Below are 19,722 nucleotides of genomic sequence, written 5' to 3' on the forward strand. Positions count from 1 at the left end.
GTCGATGTCGTCAAATCTATTTGACAGTCAGCACGGCAACCGCGTCAGTTTTCCCCCGACACCAGATTGCCCAGCCCATGCCGATGGAGCTTCGAATAGAGGCTCTGCCGGCTGATCCCGAGGATCTCCGCCGCCGAAGCACGGTTGTCCGACGTGTAGGCGAGCGCCGCCTCGATACAGAGCCGTTCGATCATGTCGGTCGACTCGCGCACGATGTCCTTGAGCGACATGCGCCCGACCAGCTCGGTCAACTGTTCCACCGACCGCGGCGTTTCCCGTTCCGTGGTGGGGACGACACGCAGCCGACGCGCGACGTTGCGGATCGTGAAACCGTAGCAATGGTCGCCATCCTTCGGCGCAACCACGCCTGAAATCTCGATTTCTTCGTGACCACCGCCGGTTCCGCGCAGGATCGTGGCGACGTTGCGGACCACGCCGTGTTCGCGCATCTGGTTGACGATCAGGTCCAGATCGATCCCGGGGCGTCCAAGCCACGTCGCCAGCGGTGCACCCACCACGCGCGCGACCGACGCCGCCCCCGCAAGCTCGACGAACGCGCCATTCGCGAACAGGATATTCAGCGCCGAATCGACCAGCACGAACGCGTCGGGCATATGTTCGATGACATCGCCCATCGCCGTCGTATGGCCAGCGTCTTCGGTGGCAACCTGCGTCGGCAACAACCGCACGAGCAGCAGCGCCGCACGCCCCTGCCGGAACAGACGCGCCGAGATTGCGACTTCTCGCCCGCTCGCCAGCCGTACCGAAATCGCGGACAGATCGTCGCTTGCGCCAGCCGCGCCCAGATGCGCGATGAATGCATCGCGATCGGCGGCGTCGACGATCGTCCCGACGGGCTGGTCGTTCACGGCGTCGGGCTTTACGCCGATCAGATCCGCGGCTGCGGGATTGATCTCGCGGATCCGTCGCGTTGCCGCATCGATGATCAATACGGGCTCGGTTCCGAGGTCGAACAGCAAGCGATAGCGTGCCTCCGCCTGGCGAAGCTTGATATAGTCGCGTTCGAGCGATTGCTGAGTCTGGAGCAAGCGCTGCTGCATCGTTGCAGTGGCGCGCATGTCCCGCCCAATCGCGATTGCCCCGCCTTGCGCGAGCCGCATCACCAGCCATCGTACGGGGACATCGCCGCCATGCGTCGGATGGTTGATCTGGCGCCAACGCGCAGGCTCCGAGCCAGCGCTGTCGGCGAGCATCTGGACGACCTTGGTCCTGCTTTCCACCGTTACGGTGTCGATCCAGTTCTGGCCGATCCAGTCACTGAAACCCTGCGCAAGGAGATCGGCATTGGCGATCGCTATGTCGCGGATCATACCGTCTGACCCGAGGACCAGCGAAATATCCCCTGCCGACGCGAGCAACGCAGCGGCGACATCGGGCGCAAGGGTATCCGCGACAGCGGAGGGGCTGGTAAAGGCATGCGGGGCGAAAAGGATGGGACGATCGTTCATCGACGAACAATTTGCTCCTGCAACTGGTGTCGCGGTTCGTACCCTGCCCGCGACCCCCGATCGCGATCAACCGGTCATGGCCGAAACCGCCTCCCGCGCGACCGCGTCGACCAGTTCCCCGGCAACGCGAACCGCTACCCTTGCGTCGGGGGCCGTCCCGTCCGCACCGATTGCGGCGGCAAGGTCCGCGTTTTGAGCGAAGACCCGTCCACCGACCATCACACAAATCCGAGGATTTCTGGATGACGCCCGCACGCCGCGGACGATCGAAGGCAAGGCGGCGATATGGCAGTCGCACGTGATCGTCAATCCGATCAAGTCGAACGCCTCGGCGCGGACATACCGGAACAATTCATCCGTCGACACTTCGTTGAGCCGATCGGTGAGCCAGCCGTTGGCACTAAATATCTCATCGATCACGACCGTCCCGAAACTATGCTGGTCTCCTTCCAGCGATGCGAACAGCGCGCGGCGGAAGCGATGGTCGTCGTGCACCCCCGTCCGGCTGCTGCCCGAAAGTTCGTGGACCACTTCCTGCAGCCGCCACAATCCCATCGTCACGTCGACGAAGTCACAGCGATCGTCATCCCACAATTCGCCAAGATGCCGTGCGGCGGGCGCGAGCAGGTCGACCAGCAACATTTCATAGGATATTCCGCGGGCGACCAGTCCCTCGACATGCTGAAGCAGTTCGTCTGCTTCGACCTGAAGGGCGAGCGGCGCGAACGCCGCGACTTCTTCTGCCGTAATCATGGAAAGCGGCTCGCCTGCACTCTCGAAGAGCGGCCCACTGGTATGCGCTGCCAACAAGCGGGGGATGATCTCGCCTTCGATCAGGCGGGTAAGGGAACGGGCCTGCTCATTGACGGCCTCGACCTTCCGGTCCGGCATCGTCGCGCCACGCATCATGGCGCTTCGCTTCGGATCGAGCCAACCGCAACCACTTCGAAAGAAATGTTCAAGTCCGGTAAGCGAAGTCATCCTGACCCCCTCCGGTCTGGTTGAACATGCGAAGCGGTCGAACGCACCATATTTGGCTGGTCCGGCGACTCGCAGCGTATCCCGATCGAAACGACCTTGCAACGGACAAACGTTGCTGCATCGCGGCATGTGTCGATCTTTCTTTACGTCAAGATGTGTTGACACTTTGCAAGGTACGGCGATAGGTTGCGCAGCGAGAGGCGAGGCAACCATGCGGACAAACAGTCCAGTCCTGGCAAAGACACCGCGGCGATCCGCGGATGCTCCGCTGTACACGCCCGAGCAGAAGCAACGGCGCGATGCGACCGTCTGGACGATCGTCCAAGCCATCCTGGCACCGCTGCAATTTGCGATCTTCCTGGTGAGCCTCGGGCTCGTCCTCCGGTATCTCGCGACCGGCGAGGGCGCACTGGCGGCGACGGTCTCGATCGTGGTCAAGACGCTGGCGCTCTATACCATCATGGTCACCGGATCGATCTGGGAGAAGGTCGTGTTCGATCGCTGGCTGTTCGCACCGGCGTTCTTCTGGGAAGACGTGTTCAGCTTCCTCGTTCTGGCGCTGCACACTGCGTATCTGGTGATGCTGATCGGCGGGCTGGGGACCGAACGCGACCGGATGCTGCTCGCACTCGCAGCCTATGCGACCTACGCAATCAACGCGACGCAGTTCCTGCTCAAACTGCGCGCCGCGCGCCTGCAGGCGGCGGCTGCGCCCGCGAACCGCAATACGGTGGCAGCGTGAACGCGCTGGCCCCTTGCGTCGCGCCGGACGGCACGGAGGCCGCGCCCATCGCGGGCACGACGATCCTGCGCGAACGCGGGCAGCGCGAGGTGTTCTGCGGGCTCACCGGGATCATCTGGCTCCATCGCAAGATCCAGGATGCGTTCTTCCTCGTCGTCGGGTCGCGCACGTGCGCGCATCTGCTGCAATCCGCGGCCGGGGTGATGGTGTTCGCCGAGCCGCGCTTTGCGACCGCGATCATCGAGGAACGCGATCTTGCCGGCATGGCCGATTGCAACGACGAACTCGACCGAGTCGTCGACCGTCTGTTGCTGCGCCGACCGGACATCAAACTGCTGTTCCTGGTCGGCTCCTGCCCTTCCGAAGTCATCAAGCTCGATCTCGCGCGCGCGGCGCAGCGGTTGTCGGTCGAGCATGTCGGGCGCACGCGCGTGTTGCACTATTCCGGCAGCGGGATCGAGACGACCTTTACCGAGGGCGAGGACGCGTGCCTCGCCGCACTGGCGCCGGAGCTTGCCGCGACCGCACCCGATGCAGCGCTCGAACTGATGATCGTCGGCGCGTTGCCCGATGTGGTCGAGGATCAGTTCCTCCGGCTGTTCGCGCAAATGGGAATCGCGACCGTCCGGAGTTTCCCTGCGCGCCGCGCGGGCACGATGCCCCCGGTCGGGCCGAACACGCGCTTTTTGCTGGCCCAGCCGTTTCTCGGCGAGACTGCCCGCGCGCTTGCCGATCGCGGCGCGGTGAGGCTGGATGCGCTGTTTCCGTTCGGGGCCGAGGGGACGAGCGACTGGCTTCACGCCGCCGCCCGCGCGTTCGGGATCGACGAGATGCACTTCCGCTCGGTGATCGCGCCAGGCCGCGAACGCGCGCAGCGCGCCATTGCCCATGCGCGGGAACAGCTTGCCGGAAAGAGCATCTTCTTTCTTCCCGATTCGCAGCTCGAACTGCCGCTTGCCCGGTTCCTCGCGCGCGAACTGGGGATGACCCCGCTCGAAGTCGGCACGCCGTATCTCCACCGGGCGCATATGGCGGCCGAACTGGCGTTGCTTCCCGCCGATACCGTGATCAGCGAAGGGCAGGACGTCGACCGCCAGCTCGACCGTGTTCGCGCCGCGCGCCCCGACCTGACGGTCTGCGGGCTCGGGCTCGCCAACCCGCTCGAGGCCGAGGGGTTCACGACCAAATGGGCGATCGAACTGGTGTTCTCGCCGATCCACGGGTTCGACCAGGCGGGTGATCTCGCCGATCTGTTCGCGCGGCCGCTGCGGCGGCGCGACGTGCTGAAGGTATAGCCGCGATGCAGCTGACCGTCTGGACCTATGAAGGACCGCCCCACGTCGGCGCGATGCGGATCGCGACCGCGATGAAGGACGTCCATTACGTGCTCCACGCGCCGCAGGGCGACACCTATGCCGACCTGTTGTTCACGATGATCGAACGCCGCGACAAACGTCCGCCGGTCACCTTCACGACCTTCCAGGCGCGCGACCTTGGCAAGGATACCGCCGCCTTGTTCCAGACCGCGGTGCAGGACGCGGTCGACCGGTTCGCCCCGAAGGCGTTGCTGGTCGGCGCGTCGTGCACGGCGGAATTGATCCAGGACGACCCCGCCGGGCTGGCCGCGGCGTTGCGGTTGCCGATCCCGGTGATCGCGCTGGAGCTGCCGAGCTATCAACGCAAGGAACATTGGGGCGCGGCGGAGACCTTCTATCAGTTGGTGCGGACTCTGGCAGCGCCGCAACCCGGCGGCGAGGACGTCGCTTCTCCGGCGCAGGGGAACCTGGCGAAGCGCCCCAGCGCCAATATCCTCGGTCCGACCGCGCTCGGGTTCCGGCACCGCGACGACGTGGTCGAGATCACGCGGTTGCTCGGCACCCTCGGGATCGACGTCAACGTCGTCGCGCCGCTGGGGGCGAGCCCGGACGATCTGGCGCGGCTGTCGGCGGCGGATTTCAACATCTGCCTCTATCCCGAAATTGCCGATACCGCGTGCCGCTGGCTCGAACGGACGTTCTGCCAGCCGACCGTCCGCACCGTCCCGATCGGTCACGGCGCGACGCGCGATTTCATCGCCGAGGTCGCTGCGCTCGCGCGCGTCGACCCCGCCGCCGCGCTCGACACCTCGCGGTTGCCGTGGTGGAGCCGGTCGGTCGACTCGACCTACCTGACGAACAAACGCGTCTTCATCTTCGGCGATGCGACGCATGCCATCGCCGCCGCGCGTGTCGCACGGGACGAGTTCGGGTTCGAGGTCGTCGGGCTGGGCTGCTACAACCGCGAATTCGCCCGCGACATCCGCGCCGCCGCGCAGCGCTACGGGCTCGATCCGTTGATCACCGACGATTATCTCGCGGTCGAACAGGCGATCGCGGCGCTCCAGCCCGAACTCGTGCTGGGCACGCAGATGGAGCGCCACATCGCCAAGCGGCTGCGCATTCCGTGCGCGGTGATCTCGGCGCCGGTCCACGTCCAGGATTTCCCCGCACGCTATTCCCCACAAATGGGGTTCGAGGGCGCCAACGTGCTGTTCGACACCTGGGTTCATCCGCTGGTGATGGGGCTGGAAGAACATTTGCTGACGATGTTCCGCGACGATTTCGAATTTTCGGACAGCGCTGGGGCGAGCCACCTGGGGCATTCTTCTGCCCCCCTCCCGCAAGCGGGAGCGGCTGGGGGTGCGCCCGCACCCTCGGCGGAAGATGACGGTGATGCCGCGAGCCCACCCCCGACCCCTCCCGCGAGCGGGCGGGGAGGATGGAGTGCCGAAGCCGAGCGCGAACTGCTCAAGATTCCGTTCTTCGTCCGCGGCAAGGCGCGGCGCAACACCGAACGCTATGCCGCAGAGCAAGGCATTGCCGCGATCACGCTCGACACGCTTTACGATGCAAAGGCGCATTATGCCCGCTAGCGCACCCTCGCCCGCCCCCATTGGCAGCCCCCCCGTGCGCGTGGTGATCATCACGCTCGACAATCATTTGTCGGGTGCGGTGCAGCGCGCGCAGGTCCGGCTCGCACGCGAAAATCCCGGAATCACGATCGGCTTCCACGCCGCCGCCGACTGGGAGGAAAAGCCCGCCAGCCTCGATGCGGTCCGCGCCGACATCGCGCGCGGCGACGTGGTGCTGGTGACGATGCTGTTCCTCGAGGATCATATCCGCGCGATCCTGCCGGACCTGCAGGCGCGGCGGGACGCGTGCGACGCGATGATCGCGCTTATGTCGGCGGGCGACGTGGTCAAGCTCACGCGGATGGGCGACTATCGCATGGACAAACCCGCCTCGGGGATGCTCGCGCTGATCAAGAAACTGCGCGGCACCAGCAAGACCGGGGGAAGCTCGGGCGCGGGCCAGATGGCGGTGCTGCGGCGGCTCCCCAAATTGCTCAAATTCGTTCCGGGCACGGCGCAAGACGTCCGCGCCTATTTCCTGACGATGCAATATTGGCTCGCCGCGTCGGACGACAATGTCGTCGACATGATCCGCGCGCTGGTCGATCGCTACGCCGCCGGGCCGCGTGTCGCCTTGCGCGGGACGATGAAGGCCCACGCCCCGCGCGATTATCCCGAGGTCGGGGTCTATCACCCGGCCCTCCCCCACCGGATCGCGGCGACCGCGACCGAGCTGCCGCGGCGCCGCGGCGCGAAGGGCACGGTCGGGCTGCTGATGCTCCGCTCCTATGTGCTGGCAAATGACGCCGGCCATTATGACGGCGTGATCGCGGCGCTCGAAGCACGGGGGCTCGACGTGATCCCGGCGTTTGCGGGCGGGCTCGACGGTCGGCCCGCAATCGAGGCGCTGTTTATGCGCGACGGGGTCGCAACGGTCGACGCGGTGGTCAATCTCACCGGGTTCAGCCTGGTCGGTGGGCCAGCCTATAACGATGCCGCCGCCGCCGAAGCGATTCTCGCGCGGCTCGACCGGCCGTATCTTGCCGCGCACCCTGTCGAATTCCAGACGCTGCAGGCGTGGGGCGCCAACCGCCAGGGGCTGCTGCCGCTCGAATCGACGATGATGGTCGCGATTCCGGAGCTCGACGGGGGCACCGTGCCGATGGTGTTCGGCGGTCGCTCGGACGGGTCCGATGCGCCCTGCACCGGGTGCGCGCGCGGCTGCACCTTCCCCCCGGCGAGCGAAGTCCGCGCGATGCACGCGTGCAGCGACCGCGCCGAAATGCTCGCCGCGCGAGTCGACCGCCTCGTCGCGCTGCGCCGCGCGGAGAATGCCGAGAAGCGCGTCGCGATCGTCCTGTTCAACTTCCCGCCCAATGCGGGCGCCGCCGGGACCGCGCAATTCCTCAGCGTATTCGCGTCGCTCCACGCGACGCTGCACCGGTTGGCGCGAGAGGGGTACCGAGTCGAAATACCCGCCGATGTCGATGCGCTGCGCGAGGCGATCCTCGGCGGTAATGCCGCACGGTTCGGGAGCGAGGCGAACGTCCACGCGAAGGTCGGCGCGGACACGATCGTCGCGCGCGAGACATGGCTGGCCGAGATCGAAGCAAGCTGGGGACCGGCGCCGGGCAAGCTGCAATCGGACGGCACCTCGGTCCAGATCCTCGGACGGCAATTCGGCAACGTCTTCGTCGGGCTGCAACCCGCGCTCGGCTATGAAGGCGATCCGATGCGGTTGCTGTTTGCGGGGCGATTTGCGCCGACGCATGCCTTTGCCGCCTTCTACCGGTGGTTGCGCGACGATTTCCGCGCGCATGCGGTGCTGCACTTCGGCACGCACGGCAGCCTGGAATTCATGCCGGGCAAGCAAAGCGGGCTGAGCGCATCGTGCTGGCCAGACCGGCTGATCGGCGATTTGCCCAACATCTATCTGTATGCCGCGAACAATCCGTCGGAGGGCGTGCTGGCGAAGCGGCGGTCGGGCGCGACGCTGGTGTCGTACCTGACGCCTGCGCTGACCAATGCGGGAGTCTACAAGGGGCTCGCCGCGCTCAAGGCGTCGATCGAACGGTGGCGCGTGGCGGAGCCGGGCAGCAACGAGGCGCGCGATCTGGCCGAACTGATCCACGATCAGGCGGCCGAACTCGATCTCGATCGGGCGTCTGCGCCGCTGTTGAGCGACGCCGGAAGGACGGGATTCGAGGGCAGCGCGCCGTACCAACCCCCGCAGGACCATGCGGACGCAGCGATCGCGGACCTTGCCGCCAAACTATATGAAATCGAACGCGAACTCATTCCGCAGGGGCTTCACGTCGCGGGCGAAGCGGCGACCCGCGAGGAACGCATCGCGATGCTCGCCGCCGCGTCCGACGCGCGCGGGGAGACGCTGTCGCATGATATCATCGTCGCGCTGATCGATGGCGCGATCACGCCGGACACGCCGCTGCTGACCGACATGGCTGCGCTCGACCGTGCGCTGTCGCGCAATGCCGAGATCGATGGGATCGTCGCGGCGCTGGACGCACGCTACATTCACCCGGTTACCGGCGGCGATTTGCTCCGCAGTCCCGAGATCCTGCCGACCGGGCGCAACATCCACGGCTTCGACCCGTTCCGTATCCCTTCGGCTTTCGCGGTCCGCGACGGCGCGGCGCAGGCCCAGCGGTTGATCGAGCGCAGCCTCGCGGACTCGGGGCATCTTCCCGAGACGGTCGCGATGGTGTTGTGGGGCACCGACAATCTCAAGAGCGAAGGCGCGCAGATCGCGCAGGCGCTGGCGCTGTTCGGTGCGCGACCGCGGTTCGACAGCTACAACCGGCTGGCCGGGGCGGAACTCGTCCCGCTCGCGGAACTGGGCCGGCCGCGGATCGACGTAGTGGTCACGCTCTCTGGGGTGTTTCGCGATCTGTTGCCGCTCCAGACCCGTATGCTTGCGCAAGCCGCGCTGCTTGCGGCGGAGGCGGACGAGCCGGACAGCCACAATTTCGTCCGTCGGCATGCGCGCGCACACGCCTCCGCGCAGGGGTGCGACATCGAAACAGCAGCGTTGCGCGTCTTCTCCAATGCCGAGGGGGCTTACGGCGCCAACGTCAATCTGATGATCGACACCGGCGCATGGACCGACCCGGACGAACTGGCCGACAGTTTCGAGCGGCAGAAGGGGTTTGCGTACGGGGTGAAGGGCGCCCCGGTCCGGCAACCGGACGTGCTAAAGGCCGCGCTGCAGACCGTCGATTGCGCGTATCAGAACCTCGAAAGCGTCGAGCTCGGCATCACCAGCATCGATCAATATGTCGATACGCTTGGCGGAATTAGCCGCGCGGTGACGCGCGCGAAGGGCGGGCAGACCGCGCCGGTCTATATTGGCGACCAGACGCAAGGGACGGGCAAGGTCCGCTCGCTCCAGGAGCAGGTCGCGCTCGAAACTCGGACGCGCGTGCTCAACCCGGTGTGGACCGAGGGACTGCTGCGCCACGGTTATGAAGGCGTCCGCCAGATCGAGGGGAGCGTGACCACGACGATGGGCTGGTCGGCAACAACCGGCGAAGTCGATCCGTGGGTCTATCAGCGGATCAGCGAGACCTATGTCCTCGACGCGGCGATGCGCGAACGGATCGCTGCGCTCAACCCCAAGGCATCTGCGCGCGTCGCCAACCGCCTGATCGAGGCGAGCGAGCGCAACTACTGGTCCCCCGACGCGGCGACGCTCGCCGCACTCCATGCCGCCAGCGACGAACTCGAGGACCGCCTCGAGGGGGTCGTCGCCGTCGCCGCCTGAAGGAAAAGAGAATGGCTCTACTCGATCCCCCCCGCGGACTGGATGGCGAAGGCTCGCTCCAGGTGGCGCTCGATCCCGGTGACCGGATCGGCAACGCCAAGGTGTTCGCGGTCTATGGCAAGGGCGGGATCGGCAAATCGACCACCTCCTCCAACCTGTCCGCGGCGTTCTCGCTGCTCGGCAAGCGCGTGTTGCAAATCGGCTGCGACCCGAAGCACGACAGCACCTTCACGCTGACCAAGAAGCTGATGCCGACCGTGATCGACGTGCTCGAAACGGTCGAATTCCACGCCGAGGAACTGCGCCCCGAAGACTATATGTTCGAGGGGTATAACGGCGTGATGTGCGTCGAGGCGGGGGGACCGCCGGCGGGCACGGGGTGCGGCGGCTATGTCGTCGGGCAGACCGTCAAACTGCTCAAGCAGCACCATCTGCTCGAGGAAACCGACGTCGTGATCTTCGACGTGCTGGGCGATGTGGTGTGCGGCGGGTTCGCCGCCCCGCTGCAACATGCCGAGCGCGCGGTGGTGGTCGCGGCGAACGATTTCGACAGCATCTTCGCGATGAATCGGATCGTCGCGGCGATCAAGGCGAAGGCGAAGAATTACGACGTGCGGATGGCGGGCGTGATCGCCAACCGCTCCGCCGCGACCGACGAGATCGACCGGTTCAATGCGGCGACGGGGCTCAAACGGCTCGCGCATTTCCCCGATCTCGATGCGATCCGCCGCTCGCGGCTCAAGAAATGCACGTTGTTCGAGATGGACTCGACCCCCGAGGTCGATGCCGCCTGCCTCGAATACAAACGCCTCGCCGCGCAGATGTGGGCGGGTTGCGAGCCGCTGGACGCGCAGCCGATGAAGGATCGCGAGATCTTCGAATTCCTGGGGTTCGAATGATGCGCACGGCGAGCTACACCCACTTCCGCGGCAACCTCGAAACCTATTTCGATCGCACCGCCGCGAAAGCGTGGGAACAGCTCACCTCGGACGCGCCGGTCAGCGGGATCCGCGCGACGGTTCGCGCGGGGCGCACCGAAATGCGCGAGACGTTGCTGTCGTGGTTGCCCGCCGACATGACCGGGCTGCGGCTGCTCGACGCCGGATGCGGAACCGGCGCGTTCGCGGTCGCGGCGGCGGAGCGCGGGGCGCAGGTGGTGGCGATCGACGTCGCGGGGAGCCTCGTCCAGATCGCGCGCGACCGCGCGCCGGCCGGCCTTGCGATCGACTGGCGCGTCGGCGATCTGCTCGACCCGGCGCTCGGGACGTTCGATCACGTCGTCGCGATGGACTCGCTGATCCATTATCCCGTCGCCGATATCGTGAGCGTGGTGCACCATCTCGCCGCGCGGACGCGCGGATCGATCGTCTTCACCTTCGCGCCGCAAACGCCGCTGCTGCTGGCGATGCTCGGGATGGGGCGACTGTTCCCACGCAGCAACCGGTCGCCCGCGATCCTGCCGGTGCGCGACCGATTGCTCCGCACGCGGATCAAGACCGCGCTGCCGACCGCACAGATCGGGCGCGACCGGCGCGTGTCGGCGAGCTTCTATACCAGCCACGCGCTCGAGGTGCTGCCGTGACGCGCGACCTGACCGCGCTCAAGGCGTCGCTGCAACCGCGACCCGCGCGGTTTGGCGCGTTGCGCAGCGGTGCGTTCTGGAACCGGCTGGGCGCGCGTTTCCTGCCGTTCGCGGATGCCGCGACCGTCGAACTGCCGCTCGGGCGGCTGCTGCGGCTGTCGTTGTTCCAGGTGTCGGTCGGGATGGCCGCGGTGCTGCTGACCGGTACGCTCAATCGCGTGATGATCGTCGAACTCGGGATGGCGAGCTGGGCGGTCGGCGCGATGGTGTCGCTGCCGCTGGTGTTCGCGCCGCTGCGCGCGCTGATCGGCTTCAAGTCGGATCATCATCAGTCGCTGCTCGGGTGGAAGCGCGTGCCGTATCTGTGGTTCGGCACGTTGCTCCAGTTCGGCGGGTTCGCGCTGCTGCCCTTCGCGCTGCTGGTGATGACCGGGCTGGGGCATGGTCCGCAAATCGTCGGGCATCTCGGTGCGGGGCTCGCCTTCCTGATGGTCGGCGCGGGGATGCACACGACCCAGACCGCTGGCCTCGCGCTCGCGACCGATCTGGCGCCGCCCGACAGTCGCCCGCGCGTCGTCGCGCTGCTCTATGTGATGCTGCTGGTCGGTATGATGGTCAGCGCGATCGTGATCGGGCGCTTGCTCGACCAGTTCACGCCGACGCATCTCGTCCAGATCGTCCAGGGCGCGGCGGTGTTGACGGTCGTGCTCAACATCACCGCTTTGTGGAAGCAGGAACCGCGCCGCCGCGGCGGCACGGTGACCGAGGAGCGCCCGGCGCGATTCCGCGAGATATGGGCGATCTTCATCGCGCGGCCACGGACGATGCGGTTGCTGGTCGCGACCGGGATCGGGTCCGCGGCGTTTTCGATGCAGGACGTGCTGCTCGAACCCTATGGCGGCCAGATCCTGGGGCTGTCGGTCGGCGCGACGACGTCGCTCACCGCCTTGTGGGCGATCGGGATGTTGAGCGGGTTCGCGCTCGCCGCCCGCGCGCTCGGCAAGGGGGCGGAGCCACACCGGCTCGCAGGCTTCGGCGGAGTCGCGGGGATCGCGGCGTTCCTAAGCGTCATCTTCGCGGCGCCGCTGCACGCCACCGGATTGCTGGCGGTCGGCGCGGCGATCATCGGGTTTGGCGGGGGACTGTTTTCGGTCGGCACGCTCACCGCGGCGATGGCGATTTCGGACGCCAAGGACCTTGGCGGGCGGACCGGCCTGGCGCTTGGCGCCTGGGGTGCGGTGCAGGCGACCTGCGCGGGGACCGCGATCGCGATCGGGGCGATCCTGCGCGACGTCGTCTCCGCCGCCGCGGTCACGCATGCGCTCGGTCCGACGCTCGCCGATCCCGCGACGGGCTATGGCATCGTCTACGGGGTCGAGATCGCGTTGCTGATCGCGACGCTGATCGTGCTCGGACCGTTGGTTCGCCCGGCCACCGACCCGAGCCGAATCCGCTTCGGCCAAACGCGCTTCGGCCTTGCCGAATTTCCGGCCTGAACAGGGGAGACAGAGCATGCACCCGACCCTTACCCCCGGCATCGATGTCGCGTTGCTGGTCTTCTATGCGTTCGTCTTGTTCTTCCTGTGCCTCGTCTTCTACCTGCGCCGCGAAGACCGGCGCGAAGGCTATCCGCTCGAACATGAATTCACCGGGCGGCTCGAATCCGAGGGCGGACCGTTCCTGACCGCGCTGCCGAAGACGTTCAAGCTCCCGTTCGATCGCGGGACGGTCACCACGCCGACCAAGGACCGCGAACCGGTCGAGATCGCGGCGCGCTTTACCGATCGCTTCGCGGGTGCGCCTTATGCACCGACCGGCAACCCGCTGATCGACGGGATCGGCCCGGCAGCGTTCGCCAACCGCGCCAACCATCCCGACATCGACCTGGAAGGGCATCCGCGGATCGTCCCGATGGGCACCGCGCTCGATTTCTCGATCGAACGCCGCGACCCCGATCCGCGCGGGATGGCGGTGCTGGGATGTGACGGCGTCGTCGCCGGGACGGTCCAGGAGCTGTGGATCGACCGCGCGGACCGCCTGATCCGGTACCTCGCCGTCGCGCTGGCGTCGGGCAGCGGGACCGTGCTGGTGCCGATGATGATGGTCGATGTCCAGCGCCGCCACGGGCGCGTGGTGTGCGACGCGATCACCGCGGCACAATTCACCGACGCGCCACGGCTGGAGGCCACCGACCGGATCACTTTGTACGAGGAGGATCGCGTGCTCGGCTATTTCGGCGGTGGATATCTCTACGCCACACCCGATCGGCAGGAGCCTTTTCTGTGACTGAGCATGACCACGAACCCATTCCCGGGCTGCCGGGCGTGTTGCCCAAGGACGAGCGCATCCTTTGGCAAGGGGCACCCGACTGGCGGATGCTGGCGCGGACCGCGTATCACACCCGGATCGTCACCGCCTATTTCGTGGTGCTGGCGGGGTGGTCGTTCGGGGGTGCGCTGGGACGCGGGATCGACGGGATCGGCGATCTTTCGGGCGTTGCGCTAACCGCCGGGTTCGGCCTGATCGCGCTCGGTCTGCTCAACGGGCTCGCCTGGAGTGCCGCCCGCACGACCTTGTACACGCTGACCAACCGGCGGATCGTATTCCGTATCGGGATCGCCTTCTCGAAATGCATCAACCTGCCGTTGCGGCTGGTCGACACCGTCGGCCTGGCGGTGCACGCCGACGGATCGGGCGACTTGCCGCTTGCGCTGCGCAGCGACCGCAAGCTCGGCTTCCTCGCGTTGTGGCCGCATGTCCGACCGTGGCGGGTCGCCACGCCCGAACCGATGCTGCGCGCGGTCCCCGACGCGCGCCACGTCGCCGCGCTCGTCGCCCGCGCGTGCGTTTCGGTGAATCCGAACGGCGCAATGGCACGCCCCTCCGCGGACGCGCCTCGCGAAAAAGCGCTCGGTCAGGCGGTGGCAGCATGACCCGAGCGCACCCCGAAGACGTGCCGCGCAGCGCGCTGATCCTCGCCGGGACGCTCGTCGCCTTCGCGTTCACGCTCACCGCTGGCATGCGGATCGCGCATGTCGCGCCCGCAGCCTCGCCGGCATTGCTCCGCAGCGCCGAGCATATCGCGCCGGTCCGGTCGCGCGACCTGCGCTTCGTCGATCAGGCCGACCGCGGCGTACGGATCGAAGATGTCGGTACCGGCCAGACCGCATCGGTGATCGTACCCGGGCAGCAGACCGGCTTCATTCGCGGCGTGATGCGCGGGCTGGCGCGCGAGCGACGGATGCGGGGGATCGGAAGTGCGCCCGCGTTCACGCTGACTCGGTGGCAGGACGGCGAACTGACGCTGACCGATACCGCCACGGGGCGTTCGATCGAGCTCAACGCCTTTGGCACCACGAACCGCGCAGCGTTCGCCGCGTTGCTCGATGGACCGGAGGCGGCACGATGATGCCGTTCCGCCGCACCTCCTTCGACACGCCCTGTCGGATCGAGGTCGAGCATAGCGACGAGTTCCTGTGCGCGCATGTCGAGCTTGCCGATGGCATTGCGATCAACCCGGGCGACCGGGTGCGCGTCCACGGCGACCCGATCCATGTCGCATTCGGCGAATCGCGGGTGATCGAACGGCTCGCCACCGTTGAGCGAGCGGGCCTGGTCGAGCGGTTGTGGACCCGGCTTTGCGGCCATTTCGAAATGACCGAACTCTACGAAGTCAGCTTTTCGGATCGGAGACTGTCATGAACGCCGTCACCCCGTTCGCCCCCGCCGACACGATGCGGATCGCGCGGCAGGACACCGTCCTGTCCCCGCGCTTCTACACCACCGATTTCGCGGCGATGGACCGGATCGACGTCTCGCCAGTGCGCGCCGAATGGGACCAGTTGATCGCGGAGATGGTCGCCGACCCCAACCGCCGCCACTTCCGCCGGACCGATGCGTTCGACGGCGTGATCGAATCCCTCCCCGCCGGGTTGCGCGAGGAATTCATCGATTTCCTGGTAAGTTCGCTCACCGCCGAATTCTCGGGCTGCATCCTCTACGCCGAGATCCAGAAGCGCGCGCAGAACCCCGACATCAAGGCGCTGTTCAAGCTGATGAGTCGCGACGAAAGCCGCCACGCCGGCTTCATCAACGATACGCTCAAGGACGCCGGGATCGGGGTAAACCTCAGCTTCCTGACCAAGACCAAGAAATACACGTATTCCCGCCCGAAATTCATCTTCTACGCGACATACCTGTCCGAGAAGATCGGTTACGCGCGGTACATCACGATTTTCCGGCACCTCGCGCAGCATCCGGAATGGCGCTTTCACCCGATCTTCAACTGGTTCGAGGAATGGTGCAACGACGAGTTCCGCCACGGCGAGGCGTTCGCGATCCTGATGCGGACCGATCCCAAGCTGTTGCGCGGGCATAACGTGCTATGGATCCGGTTCTTTCTCGTTGCGGTCTATACCACCATGTATGTGCGCGACCACAATCGCCCCGCCTTCCACACCGCGCTCGGGATCGACCCGACCGACTATGACCAGCGCGTCTTCACGGTCTGCTCGCAGATCACGCGACAGGTTTTCCCGGTCGTGCTCGATACCGACTCCCCCGGGTTCCGCGCTGGGCTGGAGCGGATGCGCCGGATCGCCGCACGGATCGATGCGGCGAAGGCGCAGGGTGGCGTCATCGGCGGGCTCAAGCGGATCGGCCTGATCGGCGCGGCGGGGGTGGCGTTCGTGCGGCTGTACCTGACGCCGGTCCAGCGCAACGCGATCCCCGCCTCGGCACGGCTGGTCCCGGCCTGGTGAGCATTCCGCCGCTCCTGTTCGCGCTCGTCATGTGGTTCATCGGCACCGCAGCGGTGGTGTGGCTCGACAGCCGCCCGCGCGCGACGTTCCGCACCAGCTTCACGCTGGCAGGGATCGTGGCGGCGATCGCGACGGGCGCGGTATATTGGTCTGCCGCCGATGCGACTTGGGGCGGCGCCTATTGTGGTTTCGCAGCCGCGATCCTGATCTGGGGATGGCATGAATTGGCCTTCCTTATGGGGTTCGTCGCCGGGCCCAACCGCTTGCCCTGCCCCCCCGGTGCAACCGGCTGGACTCGGCTCAGGAGCGCGACCGCGACGGTCATCCATCACGAGATCGCGATCGCCCTCACCGCGCTGCTGCTGTTCGCGTTGACGTGGGGCGAGCCAAACCAGGCCGCGCCGCTGACCTTCCTTCTGCTGTTCGTCCTGCGGCTGAGCGCCAAGTTCAACCTGTATCTCGGTGTGCCCAACCTCAGCGACGAGGTGTTTCCGGCGCATCTCGCTTATCTCAAGAGCTATTTTCGCAAGCGCGCGGGGAATCCGCTGCTGCCGGCGTCTATATTGGGTTCAGGCGCGCTCGCCGTGTGGACGTGGACGCTCGCCGAAGCCGCGCCCGTGCAGAGCGGCGCTGCGGTGACCGCGACGCTGCTTGCGGGACTGTCCGCCCTTGGGATGGTGGAGCATCTTTTTCTTGTGTTGCCGCTTAGGGATGCCAAACTGTGGCAGTGGGCGTCGGCAAAGACCAAAGCGGCAAAAGCCGCTGCCAACGACTAGAAGCGGGAGGGTATGCAATGGATTACGAGGCATTCTTTCAGGTTCAGCTCGACGTGCTGAAAGAAGACGGGCGCTATCGCAGCTTTGCCGAGCTCGAGCGCCGCGCCGGGCACTTCCCCCGCGCCCGCCATTATGGCGAGGACGGCGTCGACGAGGTCACCGTGTGGTGCTCGAACGACTATCTCGGCATGGGGCAACACCCCAAGGTGCTCGCCGCGATGCATGAGACGCTCGACGTGTGCGGCGCCGGCGCAGGCGGCACGCGCAACATTTCGGGCACGACGCATGCGCATGTGCTGCTCGAAGCCGAGCTTGCCGATCTGCACGGCAAGGAAGCCGCGTTGCTGTTCACGTCCGGCTATGTGTCGAACTGGGCGGCGCTGAGCACGCTCGCCGCGCGGTTGCCCAATTGCGTGGTGTTGTCGGACGAACTCAACCACGCGTCGATGATCGAGGGAATCCGCCATAGCCGGGCGGAGTGCATCCGCTTTGCGCATAACGATCCGGCCGATCTCGATCGACTGCTGTCCCAGATTCCGGCGGACCGACCCAAGTTGGTCGCGTTCGAAAGCGTCTATTCGATGGACGGCGACATCGCGCCGATCGCCGAGATCCTCGACGTGTGCGAGCGCCACGGCGCGATGTCCTATCTCGACGAAGTGCACGGCGTCGGGCTGTACGGGCCGCGCGGCGGTGGCGTCGCCGAGCGCGAGGGGCTGATGGCGCGGGTCACGCTGATCGAGGGGACGCTGGGCAAGGCGTTCGGCGTGATGGGCGGCTATATCGCGGGCTCGGCCGCGTTGTGCGACTTCATCCGCAGCTTCGCGAGCGGGTTCATCTTCACGACCGCCCTGCCCCCCGCGCTGGCGGCGGGCGCGACCGCGAGCATCCGCCATCTCAAGCACAGCGCCGTCGAGCGGGCGCAACACCAGGCGCGGGTAGCGCAAGTACGGCGACGGCTGGATGCGATCGGCATCCCGACGATCGACAACCCCAGCCATATCATCCCGGTGATGGTCGGCGATGCGCACAAGTGCAAGATGATCAGCGACTGGCTGCTCGAACACCATGGCATCTACGTGCAGCCGATCAACTATCCGACCGTGCCGGTCGGGACCGAGCGGTTGCGGCTGACCCCGTCACCGGTTCATTCGGATGGCGACGTCGACAAGCTGGTGAGTGCGCTATCGGAAATCTGGTCGCAATGCGCGCTGGCCAGGCGGGCAATGGCGGCGTGAGCGCGGGCTGCGCGAAGTAACGATTACACTCTCCCCGTTCGTTTGGGGGGGCGTTTCGGGCATCGTCGAGAAACCTGGAACCGGGTTTCTCGGCAAGGCTCCGCTCGACGCGAACGAGGGGTAATCGGTTGGACGTGCACGTTCCCACACCCCTGATCATGCCCGGGTTACCGACGAACACAATGTCTGCAGATAGCGTGTTCAAGGGAGCGGTCACCCAGCCGCGTTACTCCGACAGCCCCCGCCGGAACCGCCGCGCAAAAAGCCATGCGCCCCCGAACACCAGCGGCACCGCGGCGACCATCACCCATTCCTTCCAGGCATGCGCCGGGGCGGCAAGATAGCCGATCAGCGCGACCGCATAATAACTGATCGCGACCACCGACAATCCTTCGACCGTCTGCTGCAGCCGCAATTGCAGCTGCGTCCGCGTGTTCATCGATTCGAGCAAATCGCGATTCTGCTTGGCGAGTGCGATGTCGATCCGTGTGCGAAGCAGTTCGCTGGTCCACGCCGCGCGTTGGGACAAGTCCGCGAGCCGTGCGGAAAAACTGTCGCAGGTCCGCACCGCCGGGGTCAGCCGCCGCTCGGTGAAATCGGCGAGCGTCTGATAGCCAGGGATCCGGCCGATCCCGAGCGTCTCGAGCCGGTCGAGGCTGAGTTGCGCATAGGCTCTGGTCGCGCTCATCCGATAGCGCGTTTCGGCCAGCAGGCGCGCGAGCTCGGCCGAGAGATAGGTCAGTTCGTCGAGCAGGCTGTCGTCCTGCGACACCCGTTCGGACACCGAGGCGGTGAGGCTCGCCAGCCGCGCCTCCAGCCGCGAGACATCGGGGGTCAGGCGCTGCGCGAGCGGCAGGCCCAGAAGCGCCATGTTCCGGTAATTCCCGAGTTCCTGCAGACGGAGCACGAGCTGCGCCGGCTCGTCGCGCAGCAGCCCCTGGTCAAGCAACAGCAGTCGCCCGAACCCATCCGCGTGTAACCGGAAATCGGACAGGACGCGCGCCTTGGCGTCGCTCACGTCGCACAGGATCAGCGCCTCCGGGACGAACAGCGTGTCGAGCGCCGCTTCGTCGGGCAAATCGGTTCCGCAGGGATAGAAAGCGATCTGCGTCGCGCGGATCACGACACCGGGCATGTCGGCGAGGATCGTCGACGCTGCCGGATCGAACACCCCGCTGGCAAAGGGCTGGTCGAACGGACCTTCCCGGACGAACGTGTAGCTTGCGAACTCGGTGTGCCGCTCGAGCACCAGTTTCATCGCGCCGACATCGACCACCGCATATTTGGTGGCGGCGGGAAGCGGCACCCCAAGCCGCGCGGCGATCGTTTCGAAATGTGCCCCCGCGCTTGCCGCCCCTGCCTCGCCAAGCACCGTCACCACTTGCATCAGCCGGCACGGCGCGGCGAAGCGCGGCAACCGCCGGACGTGCATTTCTTCCGCCAGCGCGGCGCGCAGCGGATGGCTGTGCAGGCTCAACCCATCCATGCGCGCGCGCCCGGCGC

General features: G+C 66.6%; 17 protein-coding genes. 14 read left to right on the top strand and 3 right to left on the bottom strand.

What is annotated here, in order from left to right; all coding sequences use genetic code 11:
- Positions 1 to 44 precede the first annotated feature (44 nt).
- Both ppsR and ABIC16_RS16585 read right to left on the bottom strand, forming a co-directional pair.
- Positions 45 to 1,469: a transcriptional regulator PpsR gene (ppsR, locus tag ABIC16_RS16580; RefSeq protein ID WP_354291907.1), complete on the bottom strand. Its 1,425-nt coding sequence runs from the start codon at positions 1,467 to 1,469 to the stop codon at positions 45 to 47.
- A 66-nt stretch (positions 1,470 to 1,535) separates the two neighbouring features.
- Positions 1,536 to 2,378: a cobalamin B12-binding domain-containing protein gene (locus ABIC16_RS16585; protein ID WP_354291908.1), complete on the bottom strand. Its 843-nt coding sequence runs from the start codon at positions 2,376 to 2,378 to the stop codon at positions 1,536 to 1,538.
- 283 nt (positions 2,379 to 2,661) lie between these two features.
- Here ABIC16_RS16585 and bchF point away from each other — a divergent pair, with 283 nt between their 5' ends.
- The 14 genes from bchF to hemA are packed head-to-tail and all read left to right on the top strand — an operon-like array spanning position 2,662 to position 18,219.
- Positions 2,662 to 3,192 (top strand): 2-vinyl bacteriochlorophyllide hydratase, encoded by a 531-nt coding sequence (bchF, locus tag ABIC16_RS16590; RefSeq protein ID WP_354291909.1) that lies wholly within the window; start codon positions 2,662 to 2,664, stop codon positions 3,190 to 3,192.
- On the top strand, positions 3,189 to 4,487 hold the full coding sequence (locus ABIC16_RS16595; RefSeq protein WP_502958325.1) for a ferredoxin:protochlorophyllide reductase (ATP-dependent) subunit N: 1,299 nt from the start codon (positions 3,189 to 3,191) through the stop codon (positions 4,485 to 4,487). The genes bchF and ABIC16_RS16595 overlap by 4 nt, the downstream gene beginning before the upstream one ends.
- A 5-nt stretch (positions 4,488 to 4,492) precedes the next feature.
- The gene (bchB, locus tag ABIC16_RS16600; protein ID WP_354291910.1) at positions 4,493 to 6,103 is read left to right on the top strand and encodes a ferredoxin:protochlorophyllide reductase (ATP-dependent) subunit B; all 1,611 of its coding nucleotides are present in this window, start codon (positions 4,493 to 4,495) and stop codon (positions 6,101 to 6,103) included.
- The gene (locus ABIC16_RS16605) at positions 6,093 to 9,863 is read left to right on the top strand and encodes a magnesium chelatase subunit H (RefSeq protein WP_354291911.1); all 3,771 of its coding nucleotides are present in this window, start codon (positions 6,093 to 6,095) and stop codon (positions 9,861 to 9,863) included. Before bchB ends, ABIC16_RS16605 begins: the two co-directional genes overlap by 11 nt.
- Positions 9,864 to 9,874: 11 nt before the next feature.
- Positions 9,875 to 10,762: a ferredoxin:protochlorophyllide reductase (ATP-dependent) iron-sulfur ATP-binding protein gene (gene bchL / locus ABIC16_RS16610; protein WP_277967771.1), complete on the top strand. Its 888-nt coding sequence runs from the start codon at positions 9,875 to 9,877 to the stop codon at positions 10,760 to 10,762.
- On the top strand, positions 10,762 to 11,445 hold the full coding sequence (gene bchM, locus ABIC16_RS16615) for a magnesium protoporphyrin IX methyltransferase (RefSeq protein ID WP_354292365.1): 684 nt from the start codon (positions 10,762 to 10,764) through the stop codon (positions 11,443 to 11,445). Before bchL ends, bchM begins: the two co-directional genes overlap by 1 nt.
- Positions 11,442 to 12,941 carry a BCD family MFS transporter gene (locus ABIC16_RS16620; RefSeq protein WP_354291912.1) on the top strand — a complete coding sequence of 500 codons (1,500 nt, stop codon included), beginning with the start codon at positions 11,442 to 11,444 and terminating at the stop codon, positions 12,939 to 12,941. The genes bchM and ABIC16_RS16620 overlap by 4 nt, the downstream gene beginning before the upstream one ends.
- 16 nt (positions 12,942 to 12,957) lie before the next feature.
- Positions 12,958 to 13,731, top strand: a complete 774-nt coding sequence (gene puhA / locus ABIC16_RS16625) for a photosynthetic reaction center subunit H (RefSeq protein ID WP_277967773.1) — start codon at positions 12,958 to 12,960, stop codon at positions 13,729 to 13,731.
- A complete protein-coding gene (gene puhB, locus ABIC16_RS16630; RefSeq protein ID WP_354291913.1) occupies positions 13,728 to 14,378 on the top strand; it encodes a photosynthetic complex putative assembly protein PuhB in 651 nt (216 codons plus the stop codon). Before puhA ends, puhB begins: the two co-directional genes overlap by 4 nt.
- Entirely contained in the window at positions 14,375 to 14,854 is a 480-nt protein-coding gene (gene puhC, locus ABIC16_RS16635) for a photosynthetic complex assembly protein PuhC (RefSeq protein WP_354291914.1), read from the top strand. Before puhB ends, puhC begins: the two co-directional genes overlap by 4 nt.
- On the top strand, positions 14,851 to 15,147 hold the full coding sequence (locus ABIC16_RS16640) for an O2-dependent cyclase accessory protein (protein WP_354291915.1): 297 nt from the start codon (positions 14,851 to 14,853) through the stop codon (positions 15,145 to 15,147). The genes puhC and ABIC16_RS16640 overlap by 4 nt, the downstream gene beginning before the upstream one ends.
- Positions 15,144 to 16,205 carry a magnesium-protoporphyrin IX monomethyl ester (oxidative) cyclase gene (gene acsF, locus ABIC16_RS16645; RefSeq protein WP_354291916.1) on the top strand — a complete coding sequence of 354 codons (1,062 nt, stop codon included), beginning with the start codon at positions 15,144 to 15,146 and terminating at the stop codon, positions 16,203 to 16,205. Before ABIC16_RS16640 ends, acsF begins: the two co-directional genes overlap by 4 nt.
- Positions 16,202 to 16,981, top strand: a complete 780-nt coding sequence (gene puhE / locus ABIC16_RS16650; protein WP_354291917.1) for a putative photosynthetic complex assembly protein PuhE — start codon at positions 16,202 to 16,204, stop codon at positions 16,979 to 16,981. Before acsF ends, puhE begins: the two co-directional genes overlap by 4 nt.
- A gap of 17 nt (positions 16,982 to 16,998) precedes the next feature.
- Positions 16,999 to 18,219 carry a 5-aminolevulinate synthase gene (gene hemA / locus ABIC16_RS16655; protein WP_277967779.1) on the top strand — a complete coding sequence of 407 codons (1,221 nt, stop codon included), beginning with the start codon at positions 16,999 to 17,001 and terminating at the stop codon, positions 18,217 to 18,219.
- 226 nt (positions 18,220 to 18,445) lie between these two features.
- Here the strand turns inward: hemA and ABIC16_RS16660 are convergent, their stop codons facing one another.
- Positions 18,446 to 19,705, bottom strand: a complete 1,260-nt coding sequence (locus ABIC16_RS16660; protein ID WP_354291918.1) for a DUF3422 family protein — start codon at positions 19,703 to 19,705, stop codon at positions 18,446 to 18,448.
- Positions 19,706 to 19,722: the final 17 nt, after the last annotated feature.

It is taken from the genome of Sphingomonas sp. PvP055 (genome assembly GCF_040546365.1).
Lineage (GTDB): Bacteria > Pseudomonadota > Alphaproteobacteria > Sphingomonadales > Sphingomonadaceae > Sphingomonas > Sphingomonas echinoides_A.

Coding starts and splice junctions, on each gene's coding strand:
- ppsR (WP_354291907.1), bottom strand. CDS start 1,469: ATGAACGATCGTCCCATCCTTTTCGCCCCGCATGCCTTTACCAGCCCC.
- ABIC16_RS16585 (WP_354291908.1), bottom strand. CDS start 2,378: ATGATGCGTGGCGCGACGATGCCGGACCGGAAGGTCGAGGCCGTCAAT.
- bchF (WP_354291909.1), top strand. CDS start 2,662: ATGCGGACAAACAGTCCAGTCCTGGCAAAGACACCGCGGCGATCCGCG.
- bchB (WP_354291910.1), top strand. CDS start 4,493: ATGCAGCTGACCGTCTGGACCTATGAAGGACCGCCCCACGTCGGCGCG.
- ABIC16_RS16605 (WP_354291911.1), top strand. CDS start 6,093: ATGCCCGCTAGCGCACCCTCGCCCGCCCCCATTGGCAGCCCCCCCGTG.
- bchL (WP_277967771.1), top strand. CDS start 9,875: ATGGCTCTACTCGATCCCCCCCGCGGACTGGATGGCGAAGGCTCGCTC.
- bchM (WP_354292365.1), top strand. CDS start 10,762: ATGCGCACGGCGAGCTACACCCACTTCCGCGGCAACCTCGAAACCTAT.
- puhA (WP_277967773.1), top strand. CDS start 12,958: ATGCACCCGACCCTTACCCCCGGCATCGATGTCGCGTTGCTGGTCTTC.
- puhC (WP_354291914.1), top strand. CDS start 14,375: ATGACCCGAGCGCACCCCGAAGACGTGCCGCGCAGCGCGCTGATCCTC.
- ABIC16_RS16640 (WP_354291915.1), top strand. CDS start 14,851: ATGATGCCGTTCCGCCGCACCTCCTTCGACACGCCCTGTCGGATCGAG.
- acsF (WP_354291916.1), top strand. CDS start 15,144: ATGAACGCCGTCACCCCGTTCGCCCCCGCCGACACGATGCGGATCGCG.
- hemA (WP_277967779.1), top strand. CDS start 16,999: ATGGATTACGAGGCATTCTTTCAGGTTCAGCTCGACGTGCTGAAAGAA.
- ABIC16_RS16660 (WP_354291918.1), bottom strand. CDS start 19,705: ATGGATGGGTTGAGCCTGCACAGCCATCCGCTGCGCGCCGCGCTGGCG.